Annotated in this window: 27 protein-coding genes; 8 read left to right on the top strand and 19 right to left on the bottom strand. The window is 38.0% G+C overall.

Translation table 11 applies throughout. The features are described from left to right. Positions 1 to 103 precede the first annotated feature (103 nt). The 11 genes from ACJG85_RS12530 to ACJG85_RS12480 all read right to left on the bottom strand — a co-directional run bounded on the left by ACJG85_RS12530 (position 104) and on the right by ACJG85_RS12480 (position 10948). Positions 104 to 697, bottom strand: coding sequence for a hypothetical protein (locus ACJG85_RS12530; RefSeq protein WP_412476561.1), 594 nt, complete (start codon positions 695 to 697; stop codon positions 104 to 106). A gap of 157 nt (positions 698 to 854) precedes the next feature. Next, positions 855 to 1181 carry a hypothetical protein gene (locus tag ACJG85_RS12525; RefSeq protein WP_412476560.1) on the bottom strand — a complete coding sequence of 109 codons (327 nt, stop codon included), beginning with the start codon at positions 1179 to 1181 and terminating at the stop codon, positions 855 to 857. Between the two features lie 180 nt (positions 1182 to 1361). Beyond that, positions 1362 to 1853 (bottom strand): DUF1877 family protein, encoded by a 492-nt coding sequence (locus tag ACJG85_RS12520; protein WP_412476559.1) that lies wholly within the window; start codon positions 1851 to 1853, stop codon positions 1362 to 1364. 162 nt (positions 1854 to 2015) lie between these two features. Next, positions 2016 to 2351, bottom strand: coding sequence for a hypothetical protein (locus ACJG85_RS12515; protein WP_412476558.1), 336 nt, complete (start codon positions 2349 to 2351; stop codon positions 2016 to 2018). A gap of 159 nt (positions 2352 to 2510) precedes the next feature. After that, positions 2511 to 3131 carry a hypothetical protein gene (locus ACJG85_RS12510; RefSeq protein WP_412476557.1) on the bottom strand — a complete coding sequence of 207 codons (621 nt, stop codon included), beginning with the start codon at positions 3129 to 3131 and terminating at the stop codon, positions 2511 to 2513. A gap of 124 nt (positions 3132 to 3255) precedes the next feature. Beyond that, entirely contained in the window at positions 3256 to 4302 is a 1047-nt protein-coding gene (locus ACJG85_RS12505; RefSeq protein WP_412476556.1) for a tyrosine-type recombinase/integrase, read from the bottom strand. Positions 4303 to 4355: 53 nt separating this feature from the next. Beyond that, positions 4356 to 4772, bottom strand: coding sequence for a DUF3788 family protein (locus ACJG85_RS12500; RefSeq protein ID WP_412464375.1), 417 nt, complete (start codon positions 4770 to 4772; stop codon positions 4356 to 4358). Continuing rightward, positions 4772 to 6769, bottom strand: coding sequence for an excinuclease ABC subunit UvrB (uvrB, locus tag ACJG85_RS12495; RefSeq protein WP_412476555.1), 1998 nt, complete (start codon positions 6767 to 6769; stop codon positions 4772 to 4774). Before uvrB ends, ACJG85_RS12500 begins: the two co-directional genes overlap by 1 nt. Positions 6770 to 6834: 65 nt before the next feature. Beyond that, complete coding sequence (locus ACJG85_RS12490; RefSeq protein ID WP_412476554.1) at positions 6835 to 7497, bottom strand: thiamine diphosphokinase; 663 nt, start codon at positions 7495 to 7497, stop codon at positions 6835 to 6837. A gap of 250 nt (positions 7498 to 7747) precedes the next feature. Continuing rightward, positions 7748 to 8572, bottom strand: a complete 825-nt coding sequence (locus ACJG85_RS12485) for a DUF4249 family protein (RefSeq protein ID WP_409680842.1) — start codon at positions 8570 to 8572, stop codon at positions 7748 to 7750. A 3-nt stretch (positions 8573 to 8575) separates the two neighbouring features. Continuing rightward, positions 8576 to 10948 (bottom strand): TonB-dependent receptor, encoded by a 2373-nt coding sequence (locus ACJG85_RS12480; RefSeq protein ID WP_412476553.1) that lies wholly within the window; start codon positions 10946 to 10948, stop codon positions 8576 to 8578. Between the two features lie 132 nt (positions 10949 to 11080). On the opposite strand from ACJG85_RS12480, the gene ACJG85_RS12475 reads away from it, so the two are divergent. Beyond that, positions 11081 to 11761 (top strand): hypothetical protein, encoded by a 681-nt coding sequence (locus ACJG85_RS12475; protein ID WP_409680837.1) that lies wholly within the window; start codon positions 11081 to 11083, stop codon positions 11759 to 11761. A 44-nt stretch (positions 11762 to 11805) separates the two neighbouring features. On the opposite strand, the gene ACJG85_RS12470 is transcribed toward ACJG85_RS12475, so the two are convergent. The 5 genes from ACJG85_RS12470 to ACJG85_RS12450 form a co-directional block, all read right to left on the bottom strand. Beyond that, entirely contained in the window at positions 11806 to 14028 is a 2223-nt protein-coding gene (locus ACJG85_RS12470) for an NADP-dependent isocitrate dehydrogenase (RefSeq protein ID WP_412476552.1), read from the bottom strand. A 235-nt stretch (positions 14029 to 14263) separates the two neighbouring features. Next, positions 14264 to 14614, bottom strand: a complete 351-nt coding sequence (gene rplS / locus ACJG85_RS12465; protein WP_131475721.1) for a 50S ribosomal protein L19 — start codon at positions 14612 to 14614, stop codon at positions 14264 to 14266. A 233-nt stretch (positions 14615 to 14847) separates the two neighbouring features. Further along, entirely contained in the window at positions 14848 to 15531 is a 684-nt protein-coding gene (gene trmD, locus ACJG85_RS12460; RefSeq protein WP_409680830.1) for a tRNA (guanosine(37)-N1)-methyltransferase TrmD, read from the bottom strand. Between the two features lie 164 nt (positions 15532 to 15695). After that, entirely contained in the window at positions 15696 to 16496 is an 801-nt protein-coding gene (locus ACJG85_RS12455; RefSeq protein ID WP_412476551.1) for a class I SAM-dependent methyltransferase, read from the bottom strand. A 12-nt stretch (positions 16497 to 16508) separates the two neighbouring features. Beyond that, positions 16509 to 16952 (bottom strand): DUF1569 domain-containing protein, encoded by a 444-nt coding sequence (locus ACJG85_RS12450; protein ID WP_412476550.1) that lies wholly within the window; start codon positions 16950 to 16952, stop codon positions 16509 to 16511. Positions 16953 to 17025: 73 nt separating this feature from the next. Here ACJG85_RS12450 and ACJG85_RS12445 point away from each other — a divergent pair, with 73 nt between their 5' ends. The 3 genes from ACJG85_RS12445 to ACJG85_RS12435 all read left to right on the top strand — a co-directional run bounded on the left by ACJG85_RS12445 (position 17026) and on the right by ACJG85_RS12435 (position 18724). Then, positions 17026 to 17961: a peptidylprolyl isomerase gene (locus tag ACJG85_RS12445; protein ID WP_412476549.1), complete on the top strand. Its 936-nt coding sequence runs from the start codon at positions 17026 to 17028 to the stop codon at positions 17959 to 17961. A 91-nt stretch (positions 17962 to 18052) separates the two neighbouring features. Next, positions 18053 to 18340: a cytochrome c gene (locus ACJG85_RS12440; protein ID WP_412464369.1), complete on the top strand. Its 288-nt coding sequence runs from the start codon at positions 18053 to 18055 to the stop codon at positions 18338 to 18340. A 42-nt stretch (positions 18341 to 18382) separates the two neighbouring features. Beyond that, positions 18383 to 18724 (top strand): tRNA-binding protein, encoded by a 342-nt coding sequence (locus ACJG85_RS12435; RefSeq protein ID WP_409680815.1) that lies wholly within the window; start codon positions 18383 to 18385, stop codon positions 18722 to 18724. 60 nt (positions 18725 to 18784) lie between these two features. Here the strand turns inward: ACJG85_RS12435 and ACJG85_RS12430 are convergent, their stop codons facing one another. Then, complete coding sequence (locus tag ACJG85_RS12430; RefSeq protein WP_409680868.1) at positions 18785 to 19162, bottom strand: PUR family DNA/RNA-binding protein; 378 nt, start codon at positions 19160 to 19162, stop codon at positions 18785 to 18787. Positions 19163 to 19233: 71 nt separating this feature from the next. Beyond that, on the bottom strand, positions 19234 to 20991 hold the full coding sequence (locus ACJG85_RS12425) for an ABC transporter ATP-binding protein (RefSeq protein WP_409680812.1): 1758 nt from the start codon (positions 20989 to 20991) through the stop codon (positions 19234 to 19236). 196 nt (positions 20992 to 21187) lie between these two features. Here ACJG85_RS12425 and ACJG85_RS12420 point away from each other — a divergent pair, with 196 nt between their 5' ends. From ACJG85_RS12420 to yajC, 4 genes are all read left to right on the top strand, one after another. Next, entirely contained in the window at positions 21188 to 22294 is a 1107-nt protein-coding gene (locus ACJG85_RS12420; RefSeq protein ID WP_409680809.1) for a Glu/Leu/Phe/Val dehydrogenase dimerization domain-containing protein, read from the top strand. 114 nt (positions 22295 to 22408) lie between these two features. After that, positions 22409 to 23314, top strand: coding sequence for a transcription antitermination factor NusB (gene nusB, locus ACJG85_RS12415; RefSeq protein ID WP_409680865.1), 906 nt, complete (start codon positions 22409 to 22411; stop codon positions 23312 to 23314). Positions 23315 to 23324: 10 nt separating this feature from the next. After that, complete coding sequence (locus tag ACJG85_RS12410) at positions 23325 to 23819, top strand: DUF1573 domain-containing protein (RefSeq protein ID WP_409680806.1); 495 nt, start codon at positions 23325 to 23327, stop codon at positions 23817 to 23819. 15 nt (positions 23820 to 23834) lie between these two features. Further along, complete coding sequence (yajC, locus tag ACJG85_RS12405) at positions 23835 to 24110, top strand: preprotein translocase subunit YajC (protein WP_295337114.1); 276 nt, start codon at positions 23835 to 23837, stop codon at positions 24108 to 24110. A gap of 94 nt (positions 24111 to 24204) precedes the next feature. On the opposite strand, the gene ACJG85_RS12400 is transcribed toward yajC, so the two are convergent. Further along, positions 24205 to 24786: a YdeI/OmpD-associated family protein gene (locus ACJG85_RS12400; RefSeq protein ID WP_412476548.1), complete on the bottom strand. Its 582-nt coding sequence runs from the start codon at positions 24784 to 24786 to the stop codon at positions 24205 to 24207. Positions 24787 to 24804: the final 18 nt, after the last annotated feature.

Genomic DNA, 24804 nt, shown 5'->3' with positions numbered 1-24804 from the left:
GTACTGCGTACTGTCTGCTAAGATAAAAGTTTTTACGTGAAAAAAATGGTACAACTTAAGAAAAACCAGCTATAGCTGATAACCGCTGTTAGCGGTTCGGTTGCTAACTGTAAAGCGCTGGGTTAGCAAGAATATTTGCTAATATGTTACTAGCTAAATCTTTTCCAAATCCTTGTAGTTTCTGAAGTATTTTATTTTGCTTTTTTTCAAGATTAGTTTCCTCTTCATTCATGACCTCTTGTAATTCTGCCAATTGCTTTCCGGACAACTCATCCTGCAACGCATTTATGATAATATCCAGTTTTATTGTTTGCTTCTGTGTTTGACTTTGATTTTGATGTACAGAGACATTAATTGTGTTACGTTCCTCAGAAGATTTTTCTTTGTGTGGAAGACCAAATTTTTGAATGTCTGAAATAAAACTTTCAATTAACTCGGTTGCTTGTTTTTGACAAATATTTGAATTGTTTCCGCCTCCAGCACTAGACGCCCGACCGTTTCCATCAAACGTTGTAATCGACATATAGTTTTGAAATTTTATATCTTCAATTTGTTTTTGCTGATTACTATTTTCACCATAAATTCTCGTAACAATATTTATCGCTCTTGCTTTCCAAGATTGTAGTGTTGCGCGACTCGATATGTTTGGAAATTTTATTTCCTCCAATGCTTCTATAAACTTTTCTTTCAAATCCATGTTATTTAGTTAGAATTTTCTACAACTGACCGCTAACGTTTCGCCGCTATCCGACTGTAGCGAATCCAGCGAACTGCGAACTGTCTGCTAAGATAAAGTTTTTACGTGAAAAAAGAAGTACAACTCAAGAAAAACCAGCTATAGCGGATAACGGCTGTTATAAGCTGGCCGATTCTCCAGTAATATTTGACCAATTATTTAATAGCGTTACATATTTTTCTGTTGACCGTCCAGCTTCACCTTCTTCGGTCAAGTTTCCAACTTCTAAATCTAAAAAATGATTAGTAATCACTTCCAATTCTTCTTTTGTTAAACTTACTTTGTAATGACTGGTTGTTTTATCGTTCTTTTTGTTATGCAACTCAGACTTTTCCACTTCATTATTCTCCAAAATATTTTTAAGCTTCATAACAATTTCATTCTGTCCAATCTTTGACAATTCGGTTATAGCTTCAGATATTGAAAAGTAGTTTATTGTATTCATAGTTCCTATTGTAACGAGTTGCCAACGGCTTGCTTATAACGTTTCGCCGCTATCCGACTGTAGCGAATCCAGCGAACTGCGTACTGTCTGCTAAGATAAACTTTTTACGTGAAAAAAAGTGGTACAACTCAAGAAAAACCAGCTATAGCGGATAACGGCTGTTGTGCGAGGTTAGAACTTTTAGCATTTATTTATTATCAACCCTGAATTTGAATTTGCAGCTTTTTCGAAAGCTAGCTTCATTATTTTAATTTGATTTTCTAAAAAGTCTTCATGAAAACCGGATGCCTTGTAAATCATTAGATTTTCCATTTTTTCTTCGTTATAAAACTCGAACAAATCTTTCGATTCTATTTCTTGAAGTATGATGTTTATTGCTTTTACTTTTTTTGAAAGCAAGAAATTGTAGTCACCGTAGGATTTCTGATTTAGTGATTCACCATAAAGTTCAGATAAAATTTTACTTTCAGTTTTGTCAGCTTCGATCATTAAAAATCTGATTACGTCCCAGGTTTTGTCTAGAGAAAATACGGTGTCATTTTCTTTATGTTCTTTTCCTAATACGTTAGCATAATTATCATCTAAATATTCTGAGCACAATTTTTCCGATTGATTTTTTAATTCAATTATCTTTTCATCAGATAATCGATAAAATTCCAATACAATTCCCATAAGTTCAATTTTACGCGGTTGTTCCCACTAATCTCGCACAACGTTTCGCGGCTAGTGGCTTTTTGCGAAGCCAGCGAACTGCGTACTTTCAGCTAAGATAAAATATTTACGTGAAAAACCAACGTGAAACCACGAAAATCCAGCAATGGCCACTAACCGCTGTTACCGGCTGGCTTTACCTTTTCGATAAACTTCATTGTGAAATTCTATAACGCTCTCAAAGTTCTCATTCCAAATTCTGAATTTTGTCTTTCCATAAAGAGCTTTAATTTCTGTATTCACTTCAGATTGTTGAACTTCTTTTGATTCCTCTCTACTTGTTATAAAGTAAAACTTTTTAAAGTTAAATTCTGAGTTAAATATTTTTTCAATATCATTTTCGGTTACTGTTTCAGGATTCAAATATGACCATTCACTTTCAGAGTCTTTTTTAGGCTCAATCCAGTCAATTTTACTTAAATATGTTTTGTCAGATTCATAAATCAATCTAGATTCCATAGTCTTTTCTGAGTATTTTGAGCTAAGCTTGCCGGTAACGTTTAGCTGCTAGCCGACTGTGGCGAATCCAGCGAACTGCGTACTGTCTGCTAAGATAAACTTTTTACGTGAAAATAGAGGCACAACTAAAGAAAAACCAGCCATAGCGGCTAACAGCTGTTAGGTGCAGCTTTTGAATGATTCGGCTAAACTTTCAAGCTCAATTTGGTCAAGAGTTTTATTTCTGTCAAATGCATACAAGAGCAAGATGTAATCGTTAAATCCAAAGGTTATAATTCTCAATCTTGCAGAGTTTACTTTTGAATCTTCAATAAAATCATAATCAAAAAGTATATCGCTAGATTGACAAAATTCATAAAAACCTCTTTTCTGAATTTTAGGTTCATTAATTGGCGCGCTAGTAAATTTTAGAAAGTATCTTATTTCCATTTGTTCAAACTTATTGATACTTCTCAGATGCAATAAGGTATTTCCAGTCAGAGTTTTTTTGGGATACAATGCTAAGGCGATGCGAATGTTATTTTGCTCACTCTTTTTCAAAAGAATTTGCGGTTTTGGAAAACAATCTCGCACAGCATCTCTATCTTTCTTTTTAAATTCTTCTTTCTGTGGAAAACTATATTTAGAAATAAAGTTATCGAACTCGGACAAATCAGCATACTGCCAATTATTCAAAGGAAAAATGGTTTTTATATCATTGAAAACTATCTGATTGCTTTCAATGTCAATGTTTTTACATTGTCCAAATTTTTTGTGAATGAGAAAGTCTGTTAATTTCAAAAGCGGATGTTCTTAAAAGTTGCACCTAACTCTTTTATACTCGCTATAAAATAGCGTTTATGAACCCTATTAGGGGTGGATAGCCGCTATTGAATGCGTGTTTAGGTCAAATATAAGGATTTTATTATAGGTCGTCAAACGGACTCCTAATTTGTTGTAAACTCTTGGTACTGACATGGGTGTAAATCTCTGTAGTTTTGCTGCTGTTGTGTCCCAATAGTTCTTGTATGTAACGCAAATCAGTGCCGGTTTCCAGTAAATGTGTGGCATAACTATGGCGCAACCAGTGTAACGTTACCGGCTTGTCAATGCCGGCTTTTTGGATAGTGAATTTTAATATTTGCTGTAGCGTTCTGCTGTCATAGGGTGTTCCTTTAATTCGGCCTTCAAACAAATAAGTCTTTGGTTTGTATAGCTTGAAATAGGTGCGAAGTAACTCCAATATTTTCGGACTCAATGGTGCAATCCTGTCTTTTTTGCCTTTGGCATTTTTAATCAATACTATATTTCGCTTTGAGTCAATATCTTTTAATGATAGCGCCAATAGTTCACCGCAACGCAACCCGCAACTATAAATCAAACTTAACATGGCTCGGTGTTTTAAATTGATAGGTGTTTCCAATATTAGCTTTATTTCTTCCTTGCTTAAAACATTGGGCAAGACTTTAGCTCGCTTCGGACGATGAATAATGTCAATGTCGATAACCCGATTTTGTACGGTTTTAAAAAATAACTTTATCGCATTCGTTATCTGATTTTGATAGGAAGCAGACAATTGGTTCTTTAAAATATAATCATTGTTAAAGTACACAAAATCATCGTTGTCAATCAGTTCAATGCTTTTGTGCTTGTAATAGATTAAGAATATTTTGGCCGCTCCGAAATAGGTGGTTACAGTACTTTCGCTGTATCTTTTAGAACGCATCCAACGCCTGAAATTCTCCAAGCTTTTGATGCCTTCGTCACTGGGTAATAAATCCGTTAAAGTTGGAATTCCAAAATACCTACGGTTGTTATCGGTGTCGGGAATGTGCCAAATTTTTTTCGACTGACTCCATTTGGCATCCGGAAACAGTTCTTTTAACAGCAGTAGTATATCAGCACTTTTTTCAAAGTAAATGCCAATTCGCGACTCCTCATAATGTCTGATTACCTTTGCACTCCATTCCATAAACTTTAATTTAGATAAGAATAAAAGTACAAAAAATAATATTTTGTAAAAAATTAATTACTTATTTTGATGGTTGTTAGCTGTTTGATGTCGTTTAGCATAGTTTCATCTGTCACTGATAGTCGTATACCACGACCTTCAGCGTAAGGTTTTGCGACCAATAGTTCGTTTTTAATCGTATCGGCTATGTTGCTTTTTAGTACGGTATCTGTGGCTTTTTGCCCGAAAACAAAAGCAACTTTGAAGAATTGTTCCCTGGGTAGCAAGTAAATAAGGACTCTTTTCTTATCGCTGATTCGATAACTCCAGCCGAATTTTTCTCCAGAGTAATGCCATTGGGTTGTGGCATCAGAGTATAATGAAATAGTGTGTGAGGCCAATGCTTGCCAAAGAGGATAGGTAATTCCCAGGGCTTCTTGAAGCTGTGCCTCGGTTGGAACTTCTGTTTTATGGGTAAAAATACTTTTCATTAGGCTTCTGAGAGTTTGTTTTGCAAAGCCTGAATCTCATCGCGGTATTTGGCGGCTTGCATGAAGTCTAAATCTTTGGCTGCCTTTTCCATGGCTTTTCTCGCTTCACGGATTTTCTTTTCGATTTCCGGTTTGGATAAATACAAGCTTTCCGGTTCGGCGGCTTTAGCGATTTTTTCTTCAAAATAGCCGGTCGAAACGGAATTCCCGCTTAAGGCATTGCCCAAACTTTTGTTGAGTGCTTTCGGCACCAAATTGTGCTCAGTGTTGTAGCGCATTTGCTTTTCGCGTCGGTAATTGGTTTCGTCTATGGTTTTTTGCATCGAAGCTGTAATTTTATCCGCATACATGATGGCTTTTCCGTTTACGTTTCGAGCGGCTCTTCCTACGGTTTGCGTTAGGGAACGATGACTGCGAAGGAAACCTTCTTTATCAGCATCTAAAATGGCTACCAAAGAAACTTCGGGTAAATCCAAGCCCTCACGGAGTAAGTTTACGCCTATAAGTACATCGAATAAACCTTTGCGTAGGTCTTGCATAATTTCTACACGTTCTAAAGTATCTACATCGGAATGGATGTAGCGGCAACGGATGGAGACTTTTGTTAAGTATTTCGTCAGTTCTTCTGCCATTCTTTTGGTCAATGTGGTGACTAAAACTCGTTCGTCGACTTCACATCGCTGCTGAATTTCTTCGATTAAATCGTCTATCTGATTCAAACTCGGACGTACCTCAATTATCGGGTCCAACAAACCCGTTGGGCGAATAATTTGCTCTACATAAATGCCTTCTGATTTTTGCAATTCGTAATCAGCCGGTGTGGCCGAAACATAAACGACTTGATTTTGCATGCTCTCGAATTCTTCAAATTTCAACGGACGGTTGTCCATCGCGGCGGGTAATCGGAAGCCGTATTCTACTAAGTTTTCTTTTCTGCTTCGGTCGCCGCCGTACATAGCGTGCACTTGCGAAATGGTCACGTGACTTTCATCAACCACCATCAAATAATCGTCCGGAAAATAATCCAGTAAGCAGAAAGGTCTTGTTTCCGGCTGTCTTCGGTCTAAATAACGAGAATAGTTCTCAATCCCGGAGCAGTAGCCTAATTCGCGTATCATTTCTAAGTCGAAATTGGTGCGCTCCTCCAAGCGTTTGGCTTCGAGGTGTTTGCCGATTTCTTTGAAATAATCGACTTGTTTGACCAAATCTTGTTGGATTTCCCAAATGGCGGCTTGTAAAACATCAGGCGAAGTTACAAACATGTTCGCCGGATAAATATTGAGTCTTTCGTAGCGCTCGATTACTTTTGACGATTTGGCGTCGAAGGCTTCAATTTCTTCAATTTCATCGCCGAAAAAAAGTACGCGAAACGGTTCATCGGCATAACTCGGGAAAATTTCTACCGTGTCGCCTTTAATTCTGAAGGTACCCGGCAGGAATTCCGCTTCGGTTCTGGAGTATAAACTTTGGACTAACCGATGGAGTAATTTGGTTCGGGAGATGATTTGATTTTTTTCTATGGAGATGACATTCTTCTGGAATTCTACGGGATTTCCGATACCGTACAGGCAGGAAACCGAAGCTACTACCAACACATCACGTCGGCCCGACAACAGGGCAGAGGTTGTGCTTAGGCGAAGCTTCTCCAATTCGTCGTTGATGGACAAATCTTTTTCGATAAAAACACCTGTTACCGGAATATAAGCTTCGGGCTGGTAATAGTCGTAATAAGAAACGAAATATTGCACTGAGTTGTTGGGGAAAAATTGCTTGAACTCTGAATACAATTGCGCGGCCAAGGTTTTGTTATGGGCTAAAACCAGCGTTGGTTTTTCCACTTCCTGAATCACATTGGCCATGGTAAAGGTTTTTCCCGAACCGGTTACCCCAAGAAGGGTTTGGTATTTTTCGCCATTTTGAATGCCTTTGACTAATTTGTCAATGGCTTGCGGTTGATCGCCGGTAGGTTGGTATTCAGATACGACTTGGAATTTCATTTTAGGTACGATTTACGAAGTACAAAGTACGAAGTTTTTATGATTTTATGTAGACCTTTTTCAGATTAATCCCAACATTCCATTAACAGCAAATCACCATCTTTATGAGTGATCGAAACTAAGCCGTCGCTGATGACATGATTGCTGCTTCCGGTTCGATAGCCTATAGTTAAGTCTTCGTTGGATAAGGCGTAGCATAAATTTTGAGTAGAGATACCGCTCACTTTTCCAATAGGAATTAATGATAATATGGTGTTGGCCGTGTACCATTTTTCGAAGACATTTGGGAGTAAGAAAACTTCGGAATGGTCGTCGAGTATTACAATTTTAAGCTGATTTCGGTAAGCTACAATATTGGTTAAGTTGGTAATGGTGTGATCGGCACGTTTTCCGGTGGCCCAAATCACATTGGCGGCTTTGTGGCCTTTTTCGATTAAATAATCGAAAGCTTTTTCCAAGTCGGTTTTGTCTTGATTGGGGGTATAAACAATCTCAATGGGGTATTGTTTGGCTTTGTAGTATTCCGGGTCAAATCCGCGATCGAAATCGCCTAACAATACGTCGACTTTAATGCCTAACTCCAAAACACGTTCTATGGCCGAGTCTAAAACCACAACCAGTGGCGACCATTCGAGCAATTGGCCTAATAATTCAGGACTGCACATTTCGCCATTGGCGATGATTAAAGCCGGTTCTTGATCGTCTCGAACGATATGGTGTGAGGACATAGAGAGGTAAGATTTAAGAATGTAAATTTAAGAATGCAGATTGCAAAAGTGTAAATTTAGTAATATTGTTTTACTTAACTTCTCAAATCATCAATCATCATTCATCAATCTTTTTCATCACTTAACATCAGAAATCTAAAATCGTTAATCATCAATCTTATGCATCACTTAACATCAGAAATCTAAAATCGTTAATCATCAATCATCAATCTTATGCATCACTTAACCTCTGAAATCTACAATCTTCAATCTATTGAATCACGTATTCCGAAACTTCGGTTTTGCTCAAGCGAAAATACCCTAAGGCGTAATTGTCAAAGTTAGTTTGGTTGACGATATTACCTCTTACTGTTGCTGTTGGAGTAGAAAACGGTCCCATACTGTTGGTTCCGGTTTGCTCTAACAATATGTCCATGTAATTAAAATAGCCTTGGGTAACACCGTTTAGGGTAAATTTAAGCGTGTCACCGGGTTTTAAATCTTCGCTGAAATATAGCCCAAACATTTCATTGTTTTGAAAAAAGCGGTCTTCTATTACGCCATATTCCGGGATAACTTTGTATGGATCATCAATTCGCAAGAAGTAAAAATTAGTTTCGTTGACCAAGTCGTTGAAATAAAATTTCACTTCGGTTTCATTGCCTAAAACACCACTGTCGTTTGTTTGTTCCACTTCGGTGATTACCGGTGTATTTAATAGTTTTTCGGTAGCCGTGTAAGTTTCGCCTTCATGTATTACAGTCAGCGTGTAAGTTTCATTTACTGCCGGAATGAAATTGATACATTTGTAAGTCCCCAATTCATTCGGGTCTTCTATGAAATCAAAAACTTGGTTGGTACTATTGGTAATGAAAACGGTAGCATTGGATACTTTAGGTATCTCTTCGTCAAAATAGCCTGTTGTAGTGGAAAGCTTGATTTGTTGTTCATTTCCGGCCGTTTCCGCATACCAATTGATGGAAGCTTCAATAACCAACCGAGGTTCGCCGGTGTTTAATCCGATATCGATAACTTTTTCGCAAGCGCTTAAAGTTAGTAAAATCATAAGCAAATAGAAGTATTGAGAAGATTTCATAGTCTAAAATTTAATGTTATAAGTAGCACTTGGTACGATACCGAAAATGGACAGTCGCAAGGCTTCATTAGAACCGGTTTCTTGATTTTGACGGAAAGTAATGGAAGCCGCATTTTGTCGGTTGTATAAATTGTAAATGCCAAAAACCCATTCCGCTTGCCATTTTCGGCCTTTGTTTTTGGTAGGGGTTAAAGTAGCCGAAACGTCTAAGCGATGGTAAGTTGGTAAATTTTCTTCATTTCTTGCACCAAAAACCGGAACGGTAATGCCTTCATATTGGTACTGTCCGTTCGGGAAAGTCACAGGTTGTCCCGTTTGTGCGATGAGATTGGCACTGAAACGCCATTTTTCATTGAGTTTGTAATTCGCTACTACAGCCAAGTTGTGCAGTTTATCGAAGCCGGTTTTGTACCAATTGCCATTGTTGATGCCGGTTTCTTCCGGAGTTCTTCCGGCCACTTGCTGTTCGGTTCTGGATAGGGTGTAGGAAACCCAACCTTTGAAACGGCCTGAGTTTTTTCGGAACAGCACTTCCAAACCATACGCTCTGGCTCTGCCGTTTAAAACTACTCTTTCAATGGCTTCGTTGGCAATGAGGTTGGCGCCGTCTATATAGTCCACACGATTTTTAATTTTTTTGAAGAAAGATTCTACTTCTAAGGAATACAAATCGTCTTTGAAATTTTGGAAATAGCCCACGGCGATTTGGTCGAGTAGTTGAGGTTTTAAATAACGATCGCTTGGTGCCCAAACGTCTAAAGGTGTGGGCGATTGCGTGTTGGAAATCAAATGTAAGTATTGTGTCATTCGATTGTAGCTGGCTTTAACTGATTGCTCCTCGCTGATGACATAAGACATGGCAAAACGCGGTTCCAGATTGTCAAACTTGGCGATGGTTTTATTTTTACCGTAACTCACTGTGCCGATAGGTTCCGCACTTTGGTAAATTTGAAAATCGGGGTTGAAAATTACCGGTTGGTCGTTAGCATATACGTTCATGGTTTGCTGACCTAATCTAAGGAAATTGGTAGCGCGAAGACCGTATGATAGCGAAATTTTATCAGAGATTTGGTGTTCTGCATCTACGTAAACGGCATTTTCCATGGCATATTTTTTGTCCAATTGTTCTCGGTTGATGCCCGAATCCTCTCCGGTTGGTTCAATTTTGCCCGGATTGAAATCGTAATAATGCGATTGTAATCCGTAGTTCAATTTGAATTTATCGGTAATGTAATGTTTGAAATCGTATTTGATATTGTAATTTTTGATACCACTGTCCCAATTGAAACCAACAAAATCCAATCGTAAACCATAGTAGTAATCCGAGTAAATCATTGATAGGTTCGAGAAAAGTTTGTCTGAAAATAAATGGTTCCAACGGAAGTTAATCACCGCATTACCATAAGTATTGACAAAGCTGTCGTTGAGCTGAAACACATCTCTTCCAAAATATCCCGAAAGGTAAATGTTGTTTTTTTCGTTAAGACTGTAACTTAACTTAGTGTTCAAATCGTAAAAATAAGCCGAGTTAGGATTATTGAAAAGTTTTAAGAACAAATGCGCATAGGAACCACGTCCGGCAATCAGGAAGGAACCTTTGTCTTTTACAATTGGACCTTCGGCCAAGATGCGGCTGGAAATTAGTCCGATACCACCGTTCATGTGGAACTCATTTTTATTGCCTTCCTTTTGATAAATATCCAAGATAGAGGACAATCGCCCACCAAAGCGCGAGGGAATACCGCCTTTATACAATTTCAAATCTTTAATCGCATCCGGATTGAAAACAGAGAATAAACCAAATAAATGCGAGGAGTTATAGATGGTAGATTCATCAAGCAACACTAAATTTTGATCGGCACCGCCACCGCGAACATTGAAACCCGATTGGCCTTCGCCGGCATTGGTAACTCCTGGTAAAGTTAAAATAGATTTCAGGACATCGACTTCGCCGAAAATCACCGGCATTTCTTTGATTTCCTGAATGGTGAGCTTGTTAACACTCATTTCCGGTTTGCGGATATCGACTCTTTTTTTGTTGTCCACGATAACCACTTCATCAAGTTGTTGACTGCTAACAGACAGATAAAAATTCTTTTTAAGGTCTTGGTTGAGTTTGATTTTTTCCGTGATGGTTTGGTAACCCATATAATTTACCGACAAGGTATATTCTCCTTCCGGTAAGGTAATGGAATAGAAACCGTATTCGTTAGTAACCAATCCGGTTTTGGTTTCGGCTACAAAAAGTGAAACACCAATTAATGTTTCTTTATTTTTTTCGTCGGCTACTACACCGCTAATGGTAAACTTTTTTTGAGCCTGTAATGATAAACTCATCAAGAGCATTAATACGATGGTAAAAGTATATTTTGACATAGGGTTAGATTGTGTTGCAAAATTCTTAATAAAACCGACTGGTTGTTACTAATCATTTGTTAATCTTTGGTTAATTTAAAATAGCCTTTTTGAATTAATTAAATACATTTACCTTTGAAAAAAAATTGAACTATGAAGGCTTTGCTTTCTTTTACACTCTTGTTTTTGGCTATAGTAAAAGGCTACTCTCAATTTGAGTTGCCAAAGAAAACGTTGAAAATAGCGCCGGCTTCCAATCCAACGGGGAAAGTAGCGCCAACTTCTTCAAAGTTAATCACTTATCCCAGTATATTTGATAAAAAAGACAAGTTATTGGAAAGTGTTTCTTTACTCAATCGAAAAATAGAGCCTGAGAAAAGCATTATGGAGCAAGAGCAATTTGAAAATCCGGCCAAGCAGTATACCGATAAAATGAATAAGAAGAATAATGACGGTGAAATTTTGGAGCGATTTAAAAGTGATAGTTTCTTGGGCCAATTCAAAACCGGAACCAAAATTATCAGTATTGCTTGTCGTGACCACGAAGCTCCTGATGGCGATATTGTTCGTATTTGGTTAAATGACAAAATAGTAGTTGACAGAATTTTATTGGATGTTGAATACAAAGAAGTTTTTTTAGATTTAAACGAAGGCATCAACAAAATAGAGATAGAAGCCTTGAATCAGGGAGCTTCCGGACCTAATACGGCTCAGTTTGTGATTTTTGATCAGAAGAAAGGAATGATTACCACTAACAAATGGAACCTGACTACCGGTGTGAGAGCCAAGTTGATTATCTTAAAAAATGACGGTAGCCTCGAAGAACAAAAATAAAAAAGCGTCTCAATTGAGACGCTTTTTTTACGATTAAAAAGTACTTATACTAATTTTGAGAGTATAGTGTTGAAAGTTTGGCTTGGTCGCATCGCTTTATCAGTCAATGCTTTTACCGGTTGGTAATAACCGCCTATGTCTTGCGGTTTTCCTTGTGATCCAATCAACTCTTCGTTAATTGTAGTCTCGTTTGTTTTTAAATCCTTAGCTATTTCGGCAAATTTAGCGCTGAGTTCAGCATCTTTGGTTTGAGCAGATAAAGCTTCAGCCCAATACATGGCTAAGTAAAAATGAGAACCTCTATTGTCTATTTCGCCAACTTTGCGCGCAGGTGATTTATCGTTGTCCAAGAACTTTTCAGTGGCTACATCTAAAGCTTCAGCTAAAACCATAGCTTTAGCATTGTTTTGGGTTTGTGCCAAATGCTCTAAAGAAGCACCTAAGGCCAAAAATTCTCCTAACGAATCCCAACGCAAATAGCCTTCTTCGATGAATTGTTCGATGTGTTTTGGAGCAGAGCCACCGGCTCCGGTTTCGAATAAACCACCACCGTTCATTAACGGAACGATAGACAACATTTTGGCCGAAGTACCTACTTCTAAAATTGGGAACAAATCCGTCAAGTAATCACGCAATACGTTTCCGGTTACCGATATGGTGTCTAAACCTTGGCGAATTCTTTCTAAAGTGACTTTAGTAGCCTCAATCGGATTCATGATGCGAATGTCCAAACCGTTGGTATCGTAATCTTTTAAATATTGGTTTACTTTTTTGATGATTTCGCGGTCGTGTGCTCGGTTTTCATCCAACCAAAAAATGGCCGGAGTGGCGGACAAACGGGCTCTGTTTACAGCCAATTTTACCCAGTCTTGGATAGGTGCGTCTTTGGTTTGACACATTCTGAAAATATCACCGGCTTCCACGTTTTGCTCCATGAAGACTTTTCCTTCGCTATCGGTTACTCGGATTACACCATCGGCTTGAGCTTGAAACGTTTTGTCGTGTGAACCGTATTCTTCGGCTTTTTGTGCCATCAAACCAACATTGGGTACTGACCCCATGGTTTTAGGGTCGAAAGCGCCATTGTTTTTACAATCTTCTATAGTAGCTACATAAACTCCGGCATAACAACGATCCGGAATCAAAGCAAAAGTATCTTGAGCTTTACCGGCAGCGTTCCACATTTGCCCCGAAGTACGAATCATGGCCGGCATAGAAGCGTCTACAATAACGTCTGACGGTACGTGTAAGTTAGTAATACCTTTGTCTGAGTTTACCATGGCCAAAGCCGGACCGTTGGCTATAGCTGACTCAATGGCTGTTTTGATTTCGGCTTCTTGGGCGTGGCCACTAATTTTAGCATATAAATCCCCTAAACCGTTGTCCGCTTTGTAACCTAAAGCTTTGAAAGTATCAGCATATTTATCAAAAACATCTTTGAAATATACTTCAACAATAGCACCGAAAATAATAGGATCAGATACTTTCATCATGGTAGCTTTTAAGTGAGCAGAGAGTAAAACTCCTGCCGCTTTAGCTTCTTCTATGGTTTGAGATACGAAAGCTTTCAGGGCTTTTAAATTCATTACCGAAGAATCAATTACTTCACCGGCTTTAAGGTTAGATAAGCCTTTCAATTCTTTAATCGAGCCATCTTGGGCCACGAATTCAATTCTGAATTGTGCAGCGTCGGCTAACGTAACCGATTTTTCTGTTCCGTAAAAATCGCCTTCGTTCATGAAAGCCACTTTGGTTTTAGAGTCTTTTGACCAAGCACCCATGGAGTGTGGGTTTGCTTTGGCGTAATTTTTAACTGCTTTTGGTGCTCTGCGATCAGAGTTTCCTTCGCGTAAAACGGGGTTAACCGCTGAACCTAATACTTTAGCATAAGCAGTTTTAATGGCTTTTTCTTCTTCATTTTGCGGATTGTCGGGGTAGTTGGGTACCGCATAACCGTGTGCTTGCAATTCGGCTATCGCATCAGTTAACTGTGGGATAGAAGCGGAAATATTGGGTAATTTTATGATGTTGGCTTCAGGCGTAGTGGCCAATTGTCCTAATTCGGCTAAAGCATCACTAACCTTTTGGTCTTCTTTTAAATAGTTAGGGAAATTGGCTAATATTCTACCGGCAAGTGAAATGTCTCTCAATTCAATATCAATGTTAGCAGGAGCGGTAAAGGCTTGTACTATCGGTAAAAACGAATGCGTTGCCAACATAGGCGCTTCATCCGTTAAGGTGTAGTGGATTTTTGATTTTTGTGTCATTGTAAAGGTTTTTATTCGTATTTGTTTGTTTGTGTTGTATTGTTTCAAATGCTCCATTCGAAGCAAGCAAATATAAAGAAATCAGGACGAACGTTTTACGAAAACGATTGAATTATCAAATTGACAATTAAAGAGTGAAAAAATATTGAATTGATAAAATTTCGAATTTAAATTATCAGGAATAAAAAAAGTCCCGACAAAATCGGGACTTTTTTTATGAGCACAAAGCGAAGAATTATCTTCTTCTTTCTTTGATTTTTGCTTTTTTACCGGTAAGTTCTCTAAAGTAAAAGATACGAGCTCTTCTAACTTTACCTCTTTGGTTCACTTCAATTTTTTGTAGGGCAGGCATGTTCACAGGGAAGATACGCTCAACACCTACGGCACCTGACATTTTACGGATTGTAAATGTTTCGGTTAATCCGGCTCCTTTTCTTTGGATTACAACTCCTTTGAAAAACTGAGTTCTTGTTTTTTCACCCTCTTTAATTTCGTAGTATACCGTGATAGTATCACCGGCACCGAATTCAGGGAAATCTTTTTTTGTTGACAATTCGTTGTTAACGAAATCTACTAAATTTGCCATTTTTGTTATTATTATGGTTTAAAATCTGAGCAACATTCACGGTTCTCGCCAGAGGTTGGTCAAATGTGGGTGCAAATATAAAAAAGAATTGTGACTCGAGCAAAACAAATTTCAATTTGTTTTGGGACTGGCGAAGCAATTACGAATTACGAATTAGGATTTTTTTAAAAGGTTTTAAAAAGTCTAAAAAAATGAAAATCATGAATTTAAAACGAAAAATCATTCACCATTCATCACTCACCATTTTCTAAAAGATCCGGTCTTCTGTTCTTGGTGTGTTCGTAAGCCTTTTCTTCACGCCATTGTTCAATTTTGGCAAAATGACCACTGGTTAACACTTCCGGAACTTTCCACCCTTTATAATCGGCCGGACGCGTATAGATTGGCCCCGAGAGTAAATTGTCCTGGAAGCTGTCGGTTAAGGCAGAGGTTTCATCACTTAAAACACCCGGAATCAAACGGATTAAGGCATCGCATAATACGATGGCGCCGATTTCTCCACCGGACAAAACATAATCGCCTATCGAAATTTCTTTGGTGATAAAATGATCGCGCACTCTTTGGTCAACGCCTTTGTAATGGCCACAAAGGATGATGATGTTTTCGTACATCGACATGGTATTGGCCATTTTTTGGTTCAAGGTATCACCGTCCGGAGTCATATAAATCACTTCGTCGTAGTGGCGTTGGCTTTTCAAATGGGTGATGCAATCGTCTATAGGTTGGATCATCATGACCATGCCGGCACCGCCACCAAACTGGTAATCGTCTACGCTTTTTTGTTTGTTTTTGGTGTAATCTCTCAAATTGTGAAAATGCACTTCCACCAATCCTTTTTCGATGGCGCGTTTCATAATGGAAGCTTCAAAAGGGCTTCGCATTAGTTCTGGTAATATGGTAATAATGTCTATTCGCATGGCGCAAAGATATAAAATAGAGTGTCACACTGAAGTTTGTCGAAGTGAGAAGCTGTTTCCCGCTATTCGTTACAATCTTTTGGATTATCCTTCCGCTTAGCTACAGGACAATCCAAAAGGATTTCCACTACTATCGGGGCTAGGGTATCGCTTACAATAGGAACTTACTTTTTAATGGCCAAAATCGAATACACCATCGGAATTTTGTTGCCAAAAGCTTGAATTCGATATTTTCCATTTTCGAATACTTCTGTTTGGTTGAAACAATTATAAGGCGAATAATCATATTCGTTAAAGCGTTTGATTTCGAGGTCCGAATCAATCAAGGCGTTTAGGATTTCGCTTATCGGATGGTTCCAAGTGATCGTTTTGTTTGCAATCGGTGCTTCTCGGTCGGCATAGGTTCCGGTTTCCGCTTCCACAATTGGCGCTACATTAAAATAATTGTAAAACACTGTTTTAAAATCGTTGTCATACATCCAAACCACCGGATGGAAATCAGCCATAACAAATTCTCCGTTAGGCTTTAAAAAATGCGCTACAACTTTGGCCCATTGGTCTAAATCGGGAAACCAACCAATGGTTCCGTAACTGGTAAAAACGATATCGAATTTTTCCTCAATAACGGTTGGCGCATCATAAATATCACAGCAAACAAATGTGGCTTGCAGGTCAAGTTTTTGGGTTAATTCTCGAGCTCTTTCAATAGCTTTGTCTGATAAATCAACTCCGGTAACTTGGGCACCCATTCGCGCCAAGAAAAGGCTGTCTTGTCCGAAATGGCACTGTAAATGCAATACTTTTTTTCCCGAAATATCGCCCAGCAAAGCCAATTCAATTTCGTTTAACGTAGATTTCCCCTGTAAAAACGCTTCCATATCGTAAAAGGAAGAAGCCATGTGAACATCGACCTTGTCGTTCCAAGTAGCCTTATTCAGTTTGATGTAATCAGATGCATCTTTCATCTTTTTTCTTTTTTAAACTCCAAACTGTCTCAAATGATGATCGATATGATTCCACATCAGTTTGTTCCAATCTTCATCAGACATTGGTCCCCAAAACGGATGTACTTTGAGTTGGATGGCTTCAGGGCCTTGGGCAAACCTGGCGAAGTTGCTTATAAATTCTTTTTGGGCTTCTTCAAAATCATATTGCTCGGTAAATACAAATTCCTTGGCCGTCGGACTGTTTTTTTGGAACTCGCTGTTGAGTACTTTGTTTTTCAGCATTCGGCCTAACAAACGGAGAAAGAAGTTGACTTTGATTTCATTTTCTCCAAAAGCCACAATTATGGCTTCATTGCAATGTTTGAACATTTGATCAACGGTCATTTTGCCCCATAGGGGTTTGCTTTCCGGTGTCAGTTGTTTGATTCGGGTAATGATTAAATCGTTGTCGGCTTTGTTGTATATAGAACTCATGCTTTTCTTTTTAGGTTACCAAATTTACAAGATAATATAGTAACTTTGCACCTCATTTTTAATAATTCAAACCATGGAAAACGGAATATACGCTAAATTCAACACCACAAAAGGTTCGATTTTAGTAAAATTAACACACGATTTAACACCGGGAACTGTCGGGAATTTTGTTGGTTTAGCCGAAGGACAATTGGAAAACTCAGCCAAACCAATGGGTAAACCGTATTACGACGGATTGAAATTCCACCGCGTAATCCCCGATTTTATGATCCAAGGCGGTTGTCCGCAAGGAATCGGAACCGGTGGTCCGGGATATAACTTTGACGATGAGTTTCACGTAGATTTACGTCACGATAAACCGGGCGTTTTGTCTATGGCCAATGCCGGTCCGGGCACCAATGGTTCTCAGTTCTTTATCACGCATGTGCCAACCACTTGGTTGGATGACAAGCATACCGTATTCGGGCATGTGGTTGAAGGGCAAGACATAGTAAATGAAATTGCCCAAGGCGACATTATAGAAAGTTTAGAAATAGTTAGAGTAGGAGACGAAGCCCAAAAATGGAATGCTATTGAAGCGTTCCGTTCATTTGAGGGTTCACGTCAGCAAAGAATAGAAGAAGCCAAGAAAGCTGCCGAAGCGGCTATGGAAAAGTTAGCTGCCGGATTTGACAAAACAGAAAGCGGTTTGCGTTATAAAATCATTCAAAAAGGCAACGGTAAAAAGGCAGAAGCCGGTAAAACGGTTTCAGTTCATTACACCGGTCAGTTAGAAAACGGCAGAACATTTGATTCGTCTTACCCACGTAAAAAGCCCATCGAATTTCCTTTAGGTAAAGGTCATGTGATTGAAGGTTGGGACGAAGGAATTGCTTTGTTGCAAGTTGGCGATAAAGCACGTTTCGTTATTCCATCATACTTAGGATACGGTTCACGCGGTGCCGGAGGTGTAATTCCACCGGATGCGACCTTGATTTTCGATGTTGAATTAATGGATGTTAAAGGATAAATTGAAACTTAAGTTTTGATTAAATGAAAATCCCAATCTTTTATGGTTGGGATTTTTTGTTACATTTACCTTAACCAATAAATTATTCAAAATGAAACACAAAATACTTGCCTTATCAGTTGTAGCAATGGTGCTGTATTCTTGCTCTTCAAAATCTACTATTCCTACGGCAGAGGTTCCTAAAGAGAAAGTGCTTTCGCCGGAATTGGCTGAAGGAAAATCACTTTATGAAAACAGTTGTGGTCGTTGTCATCAATTATACAATGCCAAAGATTATTCGGCCGAACAATGGAAGCCCATCGTACAACGTATGCAAAAGAAAGCGCGTTTAGACGATGCGCAAGGATTGAAAATTTACAATTACCTCACAATGAACTAACCCGAAAGCACTCAACCGAGTGCTTTTTTAGCCTAAAACAGTATGGAGAATAGCTTATCTTGGAACGATTTTGAAAAGGTAGAGATGCGCGTCGGAACCGTAGTCGAGGTCTATGATTTTCCCGAGGCGCGAAAGCCAGCTTATCAATTGCTTATTGATTTTGGTCCCGAAATTGGATTGAGAAAATCATCGGCCCAAATTACCAAAAGATACACCAAAGAATCGTTGGTTGGGAAACAGATAATAGCGGTAGTTAATTTTCCCAAAAAACAAATCGGAAATTTTATGAGCGAATGTTTGGTGTTGGGTTCTGTGGGTATGGATAATGATATAGTTTTGCTGACATCCGACAAGACTGTCGAGAACGGTTTGCGGATAGGGTAAAAAAATAAGTCTGAAAACATGGGTTATCAGACTTATATTAATTAACAATTATCTTTAATTTTAAATATCATCAAAATCAATATCGGTGAAACTTTTCTCCGAAGTTGGTTTTGCAGATTCGGTATTCTCGTGGTATTCTTTTTTAAAGTCTTTTTGATGTCTTTCCGAAATTACTTCTTCACCTTTGTGGTTTAACACGTAAGCGGTCATTTCATCTAAAATATCAGTAAAAGCAGCAAAATCTTCTTTATACAAATAAATTTTATGTTTTTTGAAGTGAAAAGAACCGTCTTCTTCGGTAAATTTTTTGCTTTCGGTAATGGTAATGTAGTAATCGTCTGCCTTGGTAGCTCTCACATCGAAGAAATAAGTTCTTCTTCCGGCTCTTAAAACTTTAGAAAAAATCTCATCTTTTTCTAACATATCATTTTCTCTCATATTCTTTCGGTCAATTAAAAAGGTTTCTCTATAGTTCAAAAATGGTAAAATTTTTGTTACGAAACAACAATTTAATTTAATTCTTTTTCCGAAAGTTGTTTCTGATAGAGCTCGGCATAATAGCCTTCTTGGTTTACCAATTGATTATGAGAACCTTCTTGAATAATTTGGCCTTCATGGAGTATAATGATTTTATCAGCATTTTTGGCAGAAGAAACCCTATGGCTGACAATAATAGTGGTTTTGTCTTTGGATATTTGGAGCAAATTGTTCAAAATTTGTTCTTCTGTTTCAGTATCTACTGCCGATAAGCAGTCGTCAAACAACAATATTTCGGGGTTCTTGATGATGGCTCGTGCAATTGAAACCCTTTGCTTTTGTCCGCCTGATAGTGTAATGCCGCGTTCCCCTAATATGGTTTCATATTGTTGGTTAAAGTTCATGATGTTGTCGTGAACCACGGCATTTTTAGCAGCTGCTATCACTTCTTCGTCAGTGGCATTTTCTTTACCGAATTTGATGTTGTTTTTAATCGTGTCAGAAAACAAGAAAGCATCCTGCGGGACTATACCAATACTGTTTCTCAAATCGTATAAATTTACCTGATCAATGGCTTTTCCGTCTATGGTGATTTGACCTTCTTTGATATCGTACATACGGGTAATCAAAGAAAGGATGCTCGACTTTCCGGAACCGGTTTGTCCTAAAATAGCCAGGGTTTCACCTTTTTTAACAGTAAAAGAAATGTTTTTTAAGGCATTAATTTCGGTATCATCGTAGGTGTAACTTACATTTTTAAACGCTATTTCGCCTTCAATCTTGGTCGGTTCGTTTACATTGTTTTTAATATCGGGGTTGACTTTTAAAAATTCGTTGATGCGTTTTTGCGAAGCTTCTGCCTCCTGAACCAACGAAGATACCCAGCCAACAGATGCCACCGGCCAAGTTAGCATGTTTACATAAAGAATAAATTCGGCTATAGTACCGATACTTTTAATGTCGCCTTGAATGTACATTAACCCGCCAAAATAAATCACAACCAAATTACTCACGCCAATCAGCGCAATCATAAGCGGACCGAACAGCGATTGTACTCGGGCCAAACTCATACTTTTGGTTTTGCTTTCCTGAGCCAAATCAACAATTTCATCTTGGTATTGCCTTTCTAAGGCATAGGCTTTGACCACACGAATACCTGAAAAAATTTCTTGAGTAAAACTCGAAATCTTAGATAAGTATTGTTGGAAAGTAGTACTGCGTTTGTTGATTTCAGAACTCAATCGGAAGATGATGAAAGACAATAGCGGTAGCGGCAATAGGGTATATAAGGTTAGTAAAGGCGATACATTATACATGTAAATGATGACGATGGCAAAACGGATGAATGTATTGATGGTGTACATTACAGCCGGGCCAACATACATGCGTACCTTAGCAACATCTTCACTGATGCGGTTCATCAAATCGCCGGTACGGTTGCTTTTGTAGAAATTTTGGTCTAATATTTCGTAGTGTTGGAAGACTTCGTTTTTTAAATCAAATTCTACGTGACGCGACATTACAATCAGGGTTTGTCGCATCAAAAATTGCAAAACGCCGGCTATTAAAGTGGTGCCTAATATCCAAAGGATGTTGTGAATTAATTCTGATTTTATTAGCTCATTACTTATTTTGTTGTTGTGAAAACTTTCGATGGCTTCAAACGACTGACTGACAAGCTTCGGAGTGAATAAAGAAAAAATTTGAGCTACAATAGTGATAAAAATTCCTAATAAAAAATGGAATTTGTATTTAATAAAATATTTGTTTAAATATTGAAGTTCTTTCATCTTGAATTTAAAGAAATGGGCTTTTTGGGGTTTGTTTTGTTAATTTTTTTGCGAATAAATAAATTATTGTATTCTTGTTTAAAATTGAATTTATTAACAAATTACTAATTATTGCTCATATTGAAGCGATTTGTTGAATAATATTTTATTTTTGTACCGACTTTTTTAAAAAGTCTCAAATTAATACTACTGCAATATGACATCAGAAATCACCACACCGGTTGAGCTCAAAAAAATGGACCCAGTTTTCGGTCAACTTTCTTTTGACAATCATGAACAAATTGTTTTTTGTCACGACAAAGATACAGGTTTAAAAGCAATTATTGGTATTCATAATACAGTTATGGGTCCGGCGCTTGGAGGAACAAGAATGTGGAAATACGCTAACGAATGGGAAGCTTTAAATGATGTTTTGAGACTTTCTCGCGGAATGACATATAAATCTGCCATCACCGGCTTGAATTTAGGCGGAGGAAAAGCAGTAATTATTGGCGATTCTAAAGCGGATAAAACCCCTGAGATGATTACGCGTTTCGGTGAGTTTGTAAACTCATTAAGTGGAAAATACATTACCGCCGAAGATGTTGGAACAACTACCGAGGACATGGACAGAATTCACAAAGTAACCAACTATGTTACCGGTATCTCTGAATCCATTGGTGGTTCAGGAAATCCTTCTCCGGTAACGGCTTACGGCGTTTATATGGGAATGAAAGCCGCCGCCAAATACCAATTCGGTTCAGACAATTTAGAAGGTAAAAAAGTGTTGGTACAAGGCACCGGTCACGTGGGCGAAACCTTAATCAGTTATTTAAGAACAGAAGGGGCTGAGGTATTTGTATCCGATATCCACCAAGATAAAATGGAAAATATGGTGGCTAAATACGGTGCTAAAATTTTCACTGGAGCCGATTTATATGCAGCCGATGTGGATATCTATTCGCCTTGTGCTTTAGGAGCTACCATTAACGATGAAACGATTCACAAAATCAAAGCTAAAGTAATTGCAGGTGCGGCTAACAATCAGTTGGCGGTTGAAGCGGTTCACGGTCAGATTTTAAGAGAAAGAGGTATAGCGTATGCACCAGATTTCTTAATCAACGCCGGTGGTATTATCAATGTTTACGGCGAAATCGTAAAATACGGTAAAGACCAAGCCATGAAAATGACGGAGAACATCTATAATACAACTTTAGAGATTTTCAACTTTGCGGAGGTGAACAACATGACCACACAACAAGCGGCCATGCAAATTGCGCAAAACAGAATCGACCAAAGAAAAAAAGAAAACGCTGCTAAATAAGTAGTAAAATTTTAAAATATTCCTATTTTTGCAAAGCGAAAGAACTCCTTTCGCTTTGTTAATTTTTAAAAGTTCTTATCCGTGTTAAACAGAAGACATATTCGAGTAAAAGTGATGCAGTCTATTTATGCTATGCATCAAAAAAATTCTGAAGAGTTAGAAAAAGAGGAGAAATTCCTAATCCAAAGTATTGATAATATCCAGGATTTGTATTTGATCATGTTGTCTTCCTTGACGGAGATTCGCAAAAAAGAAATCATTTTTTTGGAAGCCTCCAAAAACAAACACTTGGCTACACCCGAAGAGAAAAATCCCAACCTTAAATTTGTTAACAATGCCGTTTTACTTCAGTTAGAAGATAACAGCTCTCTCAGTATTGCCTTGGAAAGCCGAAAAATCAATAATTGGTCGCTCAACGACGATTATATTTTGATTCTTCTAAACGAAATTAAGCAAAGTGAGTTGTACGCCAAATACATGAGCAATCGCACCAATACGTTTGAAGAAGACAAACAATTTGTGTTGGATATGTTCACCGAGTTGATTGCGCCTAACGAAAAATTGTATGAGTATTTGGAAGACCACAAACTAACTTGGATAGATGACATTCCGTTAGTGAATACCCAAATTCAAAAACAGCTCAAGCAATTTACTACCAAAGATGATTTTAAAATAGTAAAACTTTACAAAGACGAAGAAGACCGTGAATTTGTGGGGAATTTATTCAGAAAAACGGTGTTAAATGAAGTGGAGTTGGCTAAAGAATACATTGATAAAACCCCTAATTGGGATGCCGATCGTATAGCTGAAATTGATACCATCATCTTAAAAATGGCCATTTGTGAGTTTTTAAAGTTTCCGTCTATTCCTATCAAGGTTACCATTAACGAATATCTGGAAATTGCTAAAGAATATTCTACTCCCAAAAGCAGTATTTTTATCAATGGAATTTTAGACAACTTGGTCAAAGAATTCCAAGCCGAAAACAAAATCAAAAAAACCGGTAGAGGTTTATTATAATTTATACATTATGAAAGTAAAATGCAATGTACTCTTAGTGGTTGCTTTATTAGCTTTAACAACCGCTTGTAAAAACGAAAATGTTAACGACAAAGAAGTTTTGTTAGATACTGTTTCGACTCAAAGACCGGAACCAACAGCAGTAGAGGCCTCTTCAGCCCAATTACCATCTGATGGGAAGTATGCAGAAATGACTTTTCAAGAAGAAGCGCACGATTTCGGAACCATCAAACAAGGGGATAAAGTAAGTACCGATTTCAAATTCAAAAATACCGGAGAAGCCGATTTAATCATCACCTCTGCCCGTGGTTCTTGCGGTTGTACAGTGCCTGATTATCCCAAAACGCCTATCAAACCAGGTGAAACCGCAAATATCAAAGTGTCTTTCGATTCCAAAGGGAAACAAGGTAATACAAACAAAACGGTTACTATCTTGTGCAATACCCGGGAAGGAAATAAAATTTTAAGAATTAATGCTAACATAGAAGTTCCTCAAAAGAACTAAAACCCAACAATTATTATGGAACAATTAACCAGTTTTTTACCCTTTTTATTAATGTTTGTGGTGATTTATTTTTTTATGATTCGCCCACAACAAAAGAAATTAAAACAAGAAAAAGAATTTGAAGCGGCTTTAAAAGTAGGCGATAAAATCATCACCAAAAGTGGTTTTCACGGAAAGATTTCAGAATTAGCCGAAACTACAGTAGTGATCGAAACCATGTCGGGCAAATTAAAAATCGAGCGTTCAGCCATTTCATTAGAACTAACACAAGCCTTGAATAAAAAAGCATAAATCAAAATGCGAGATTAAAAGTGCGAAGTACAAAGTAAAATCCCAAACACCATATGGTATTTGGGATTTTTTATTTTCACTTCATACTTTCAACTTATTTCCTGTATTTATCGTTAAACCCTTTGCCTTCCAATATCATCGGCGTGATTTTTTCCAATCGGGTAACTTTAGTTTTTTCTTGTTTGGCCGTGGCCATATATTCCCAATATTCTTTTTGTTTGAAAGGTGTTAGTTGTTCTAAAGCAGTTTTTAAAACGACATCTTTATCCAATGCAGTTTGAAAGAATTCGCATCGCATGGCTTCCTTCTTTTCGGGCTTAACGGATAAACCGGCTTTTTCGTTGGCTATGGCTTCATTGATGTATTTTAGAATCAATTTTTCATCCAATTCGGCAACATCCGAAAACCGCCATTGTCGCAAGGCTTTGGTTACGCCTTCATTGGCATTGACCAATACGTTGGCCTCATCCTTTAAAAAAACACCATTGAAAAACCACAACGCAAAATAATTCTTGAAACCACCTATACCAATTACATTTTTGTTGTTTAAGGTATAGACTTCGCCACCCCATTTTTGGGCTTCAACCAATTCGGTTTTCAAAACTATAGCACGAAGTTTTTCTATGGCTTCGTCCCAAATTTCGTTCTTTCTCCAAGGGTTTTTAGGTTCTTTCATCTTAAATCGTACTTCGTA

Origin of the sequence: Flavobacterium mekongense (genome assembly GCF_047038255.1) — a bacterium.
Classification (GTDB): Bacteria; Bacteroidota; Bacteroidia; order Flavobacteriales; family Flavobacteriaceae; genus Flavobacterium; species Flavobacterium mekongense.
This window is presented reverse-complemented; position numbering and strand designations above follow the sequence as displayed.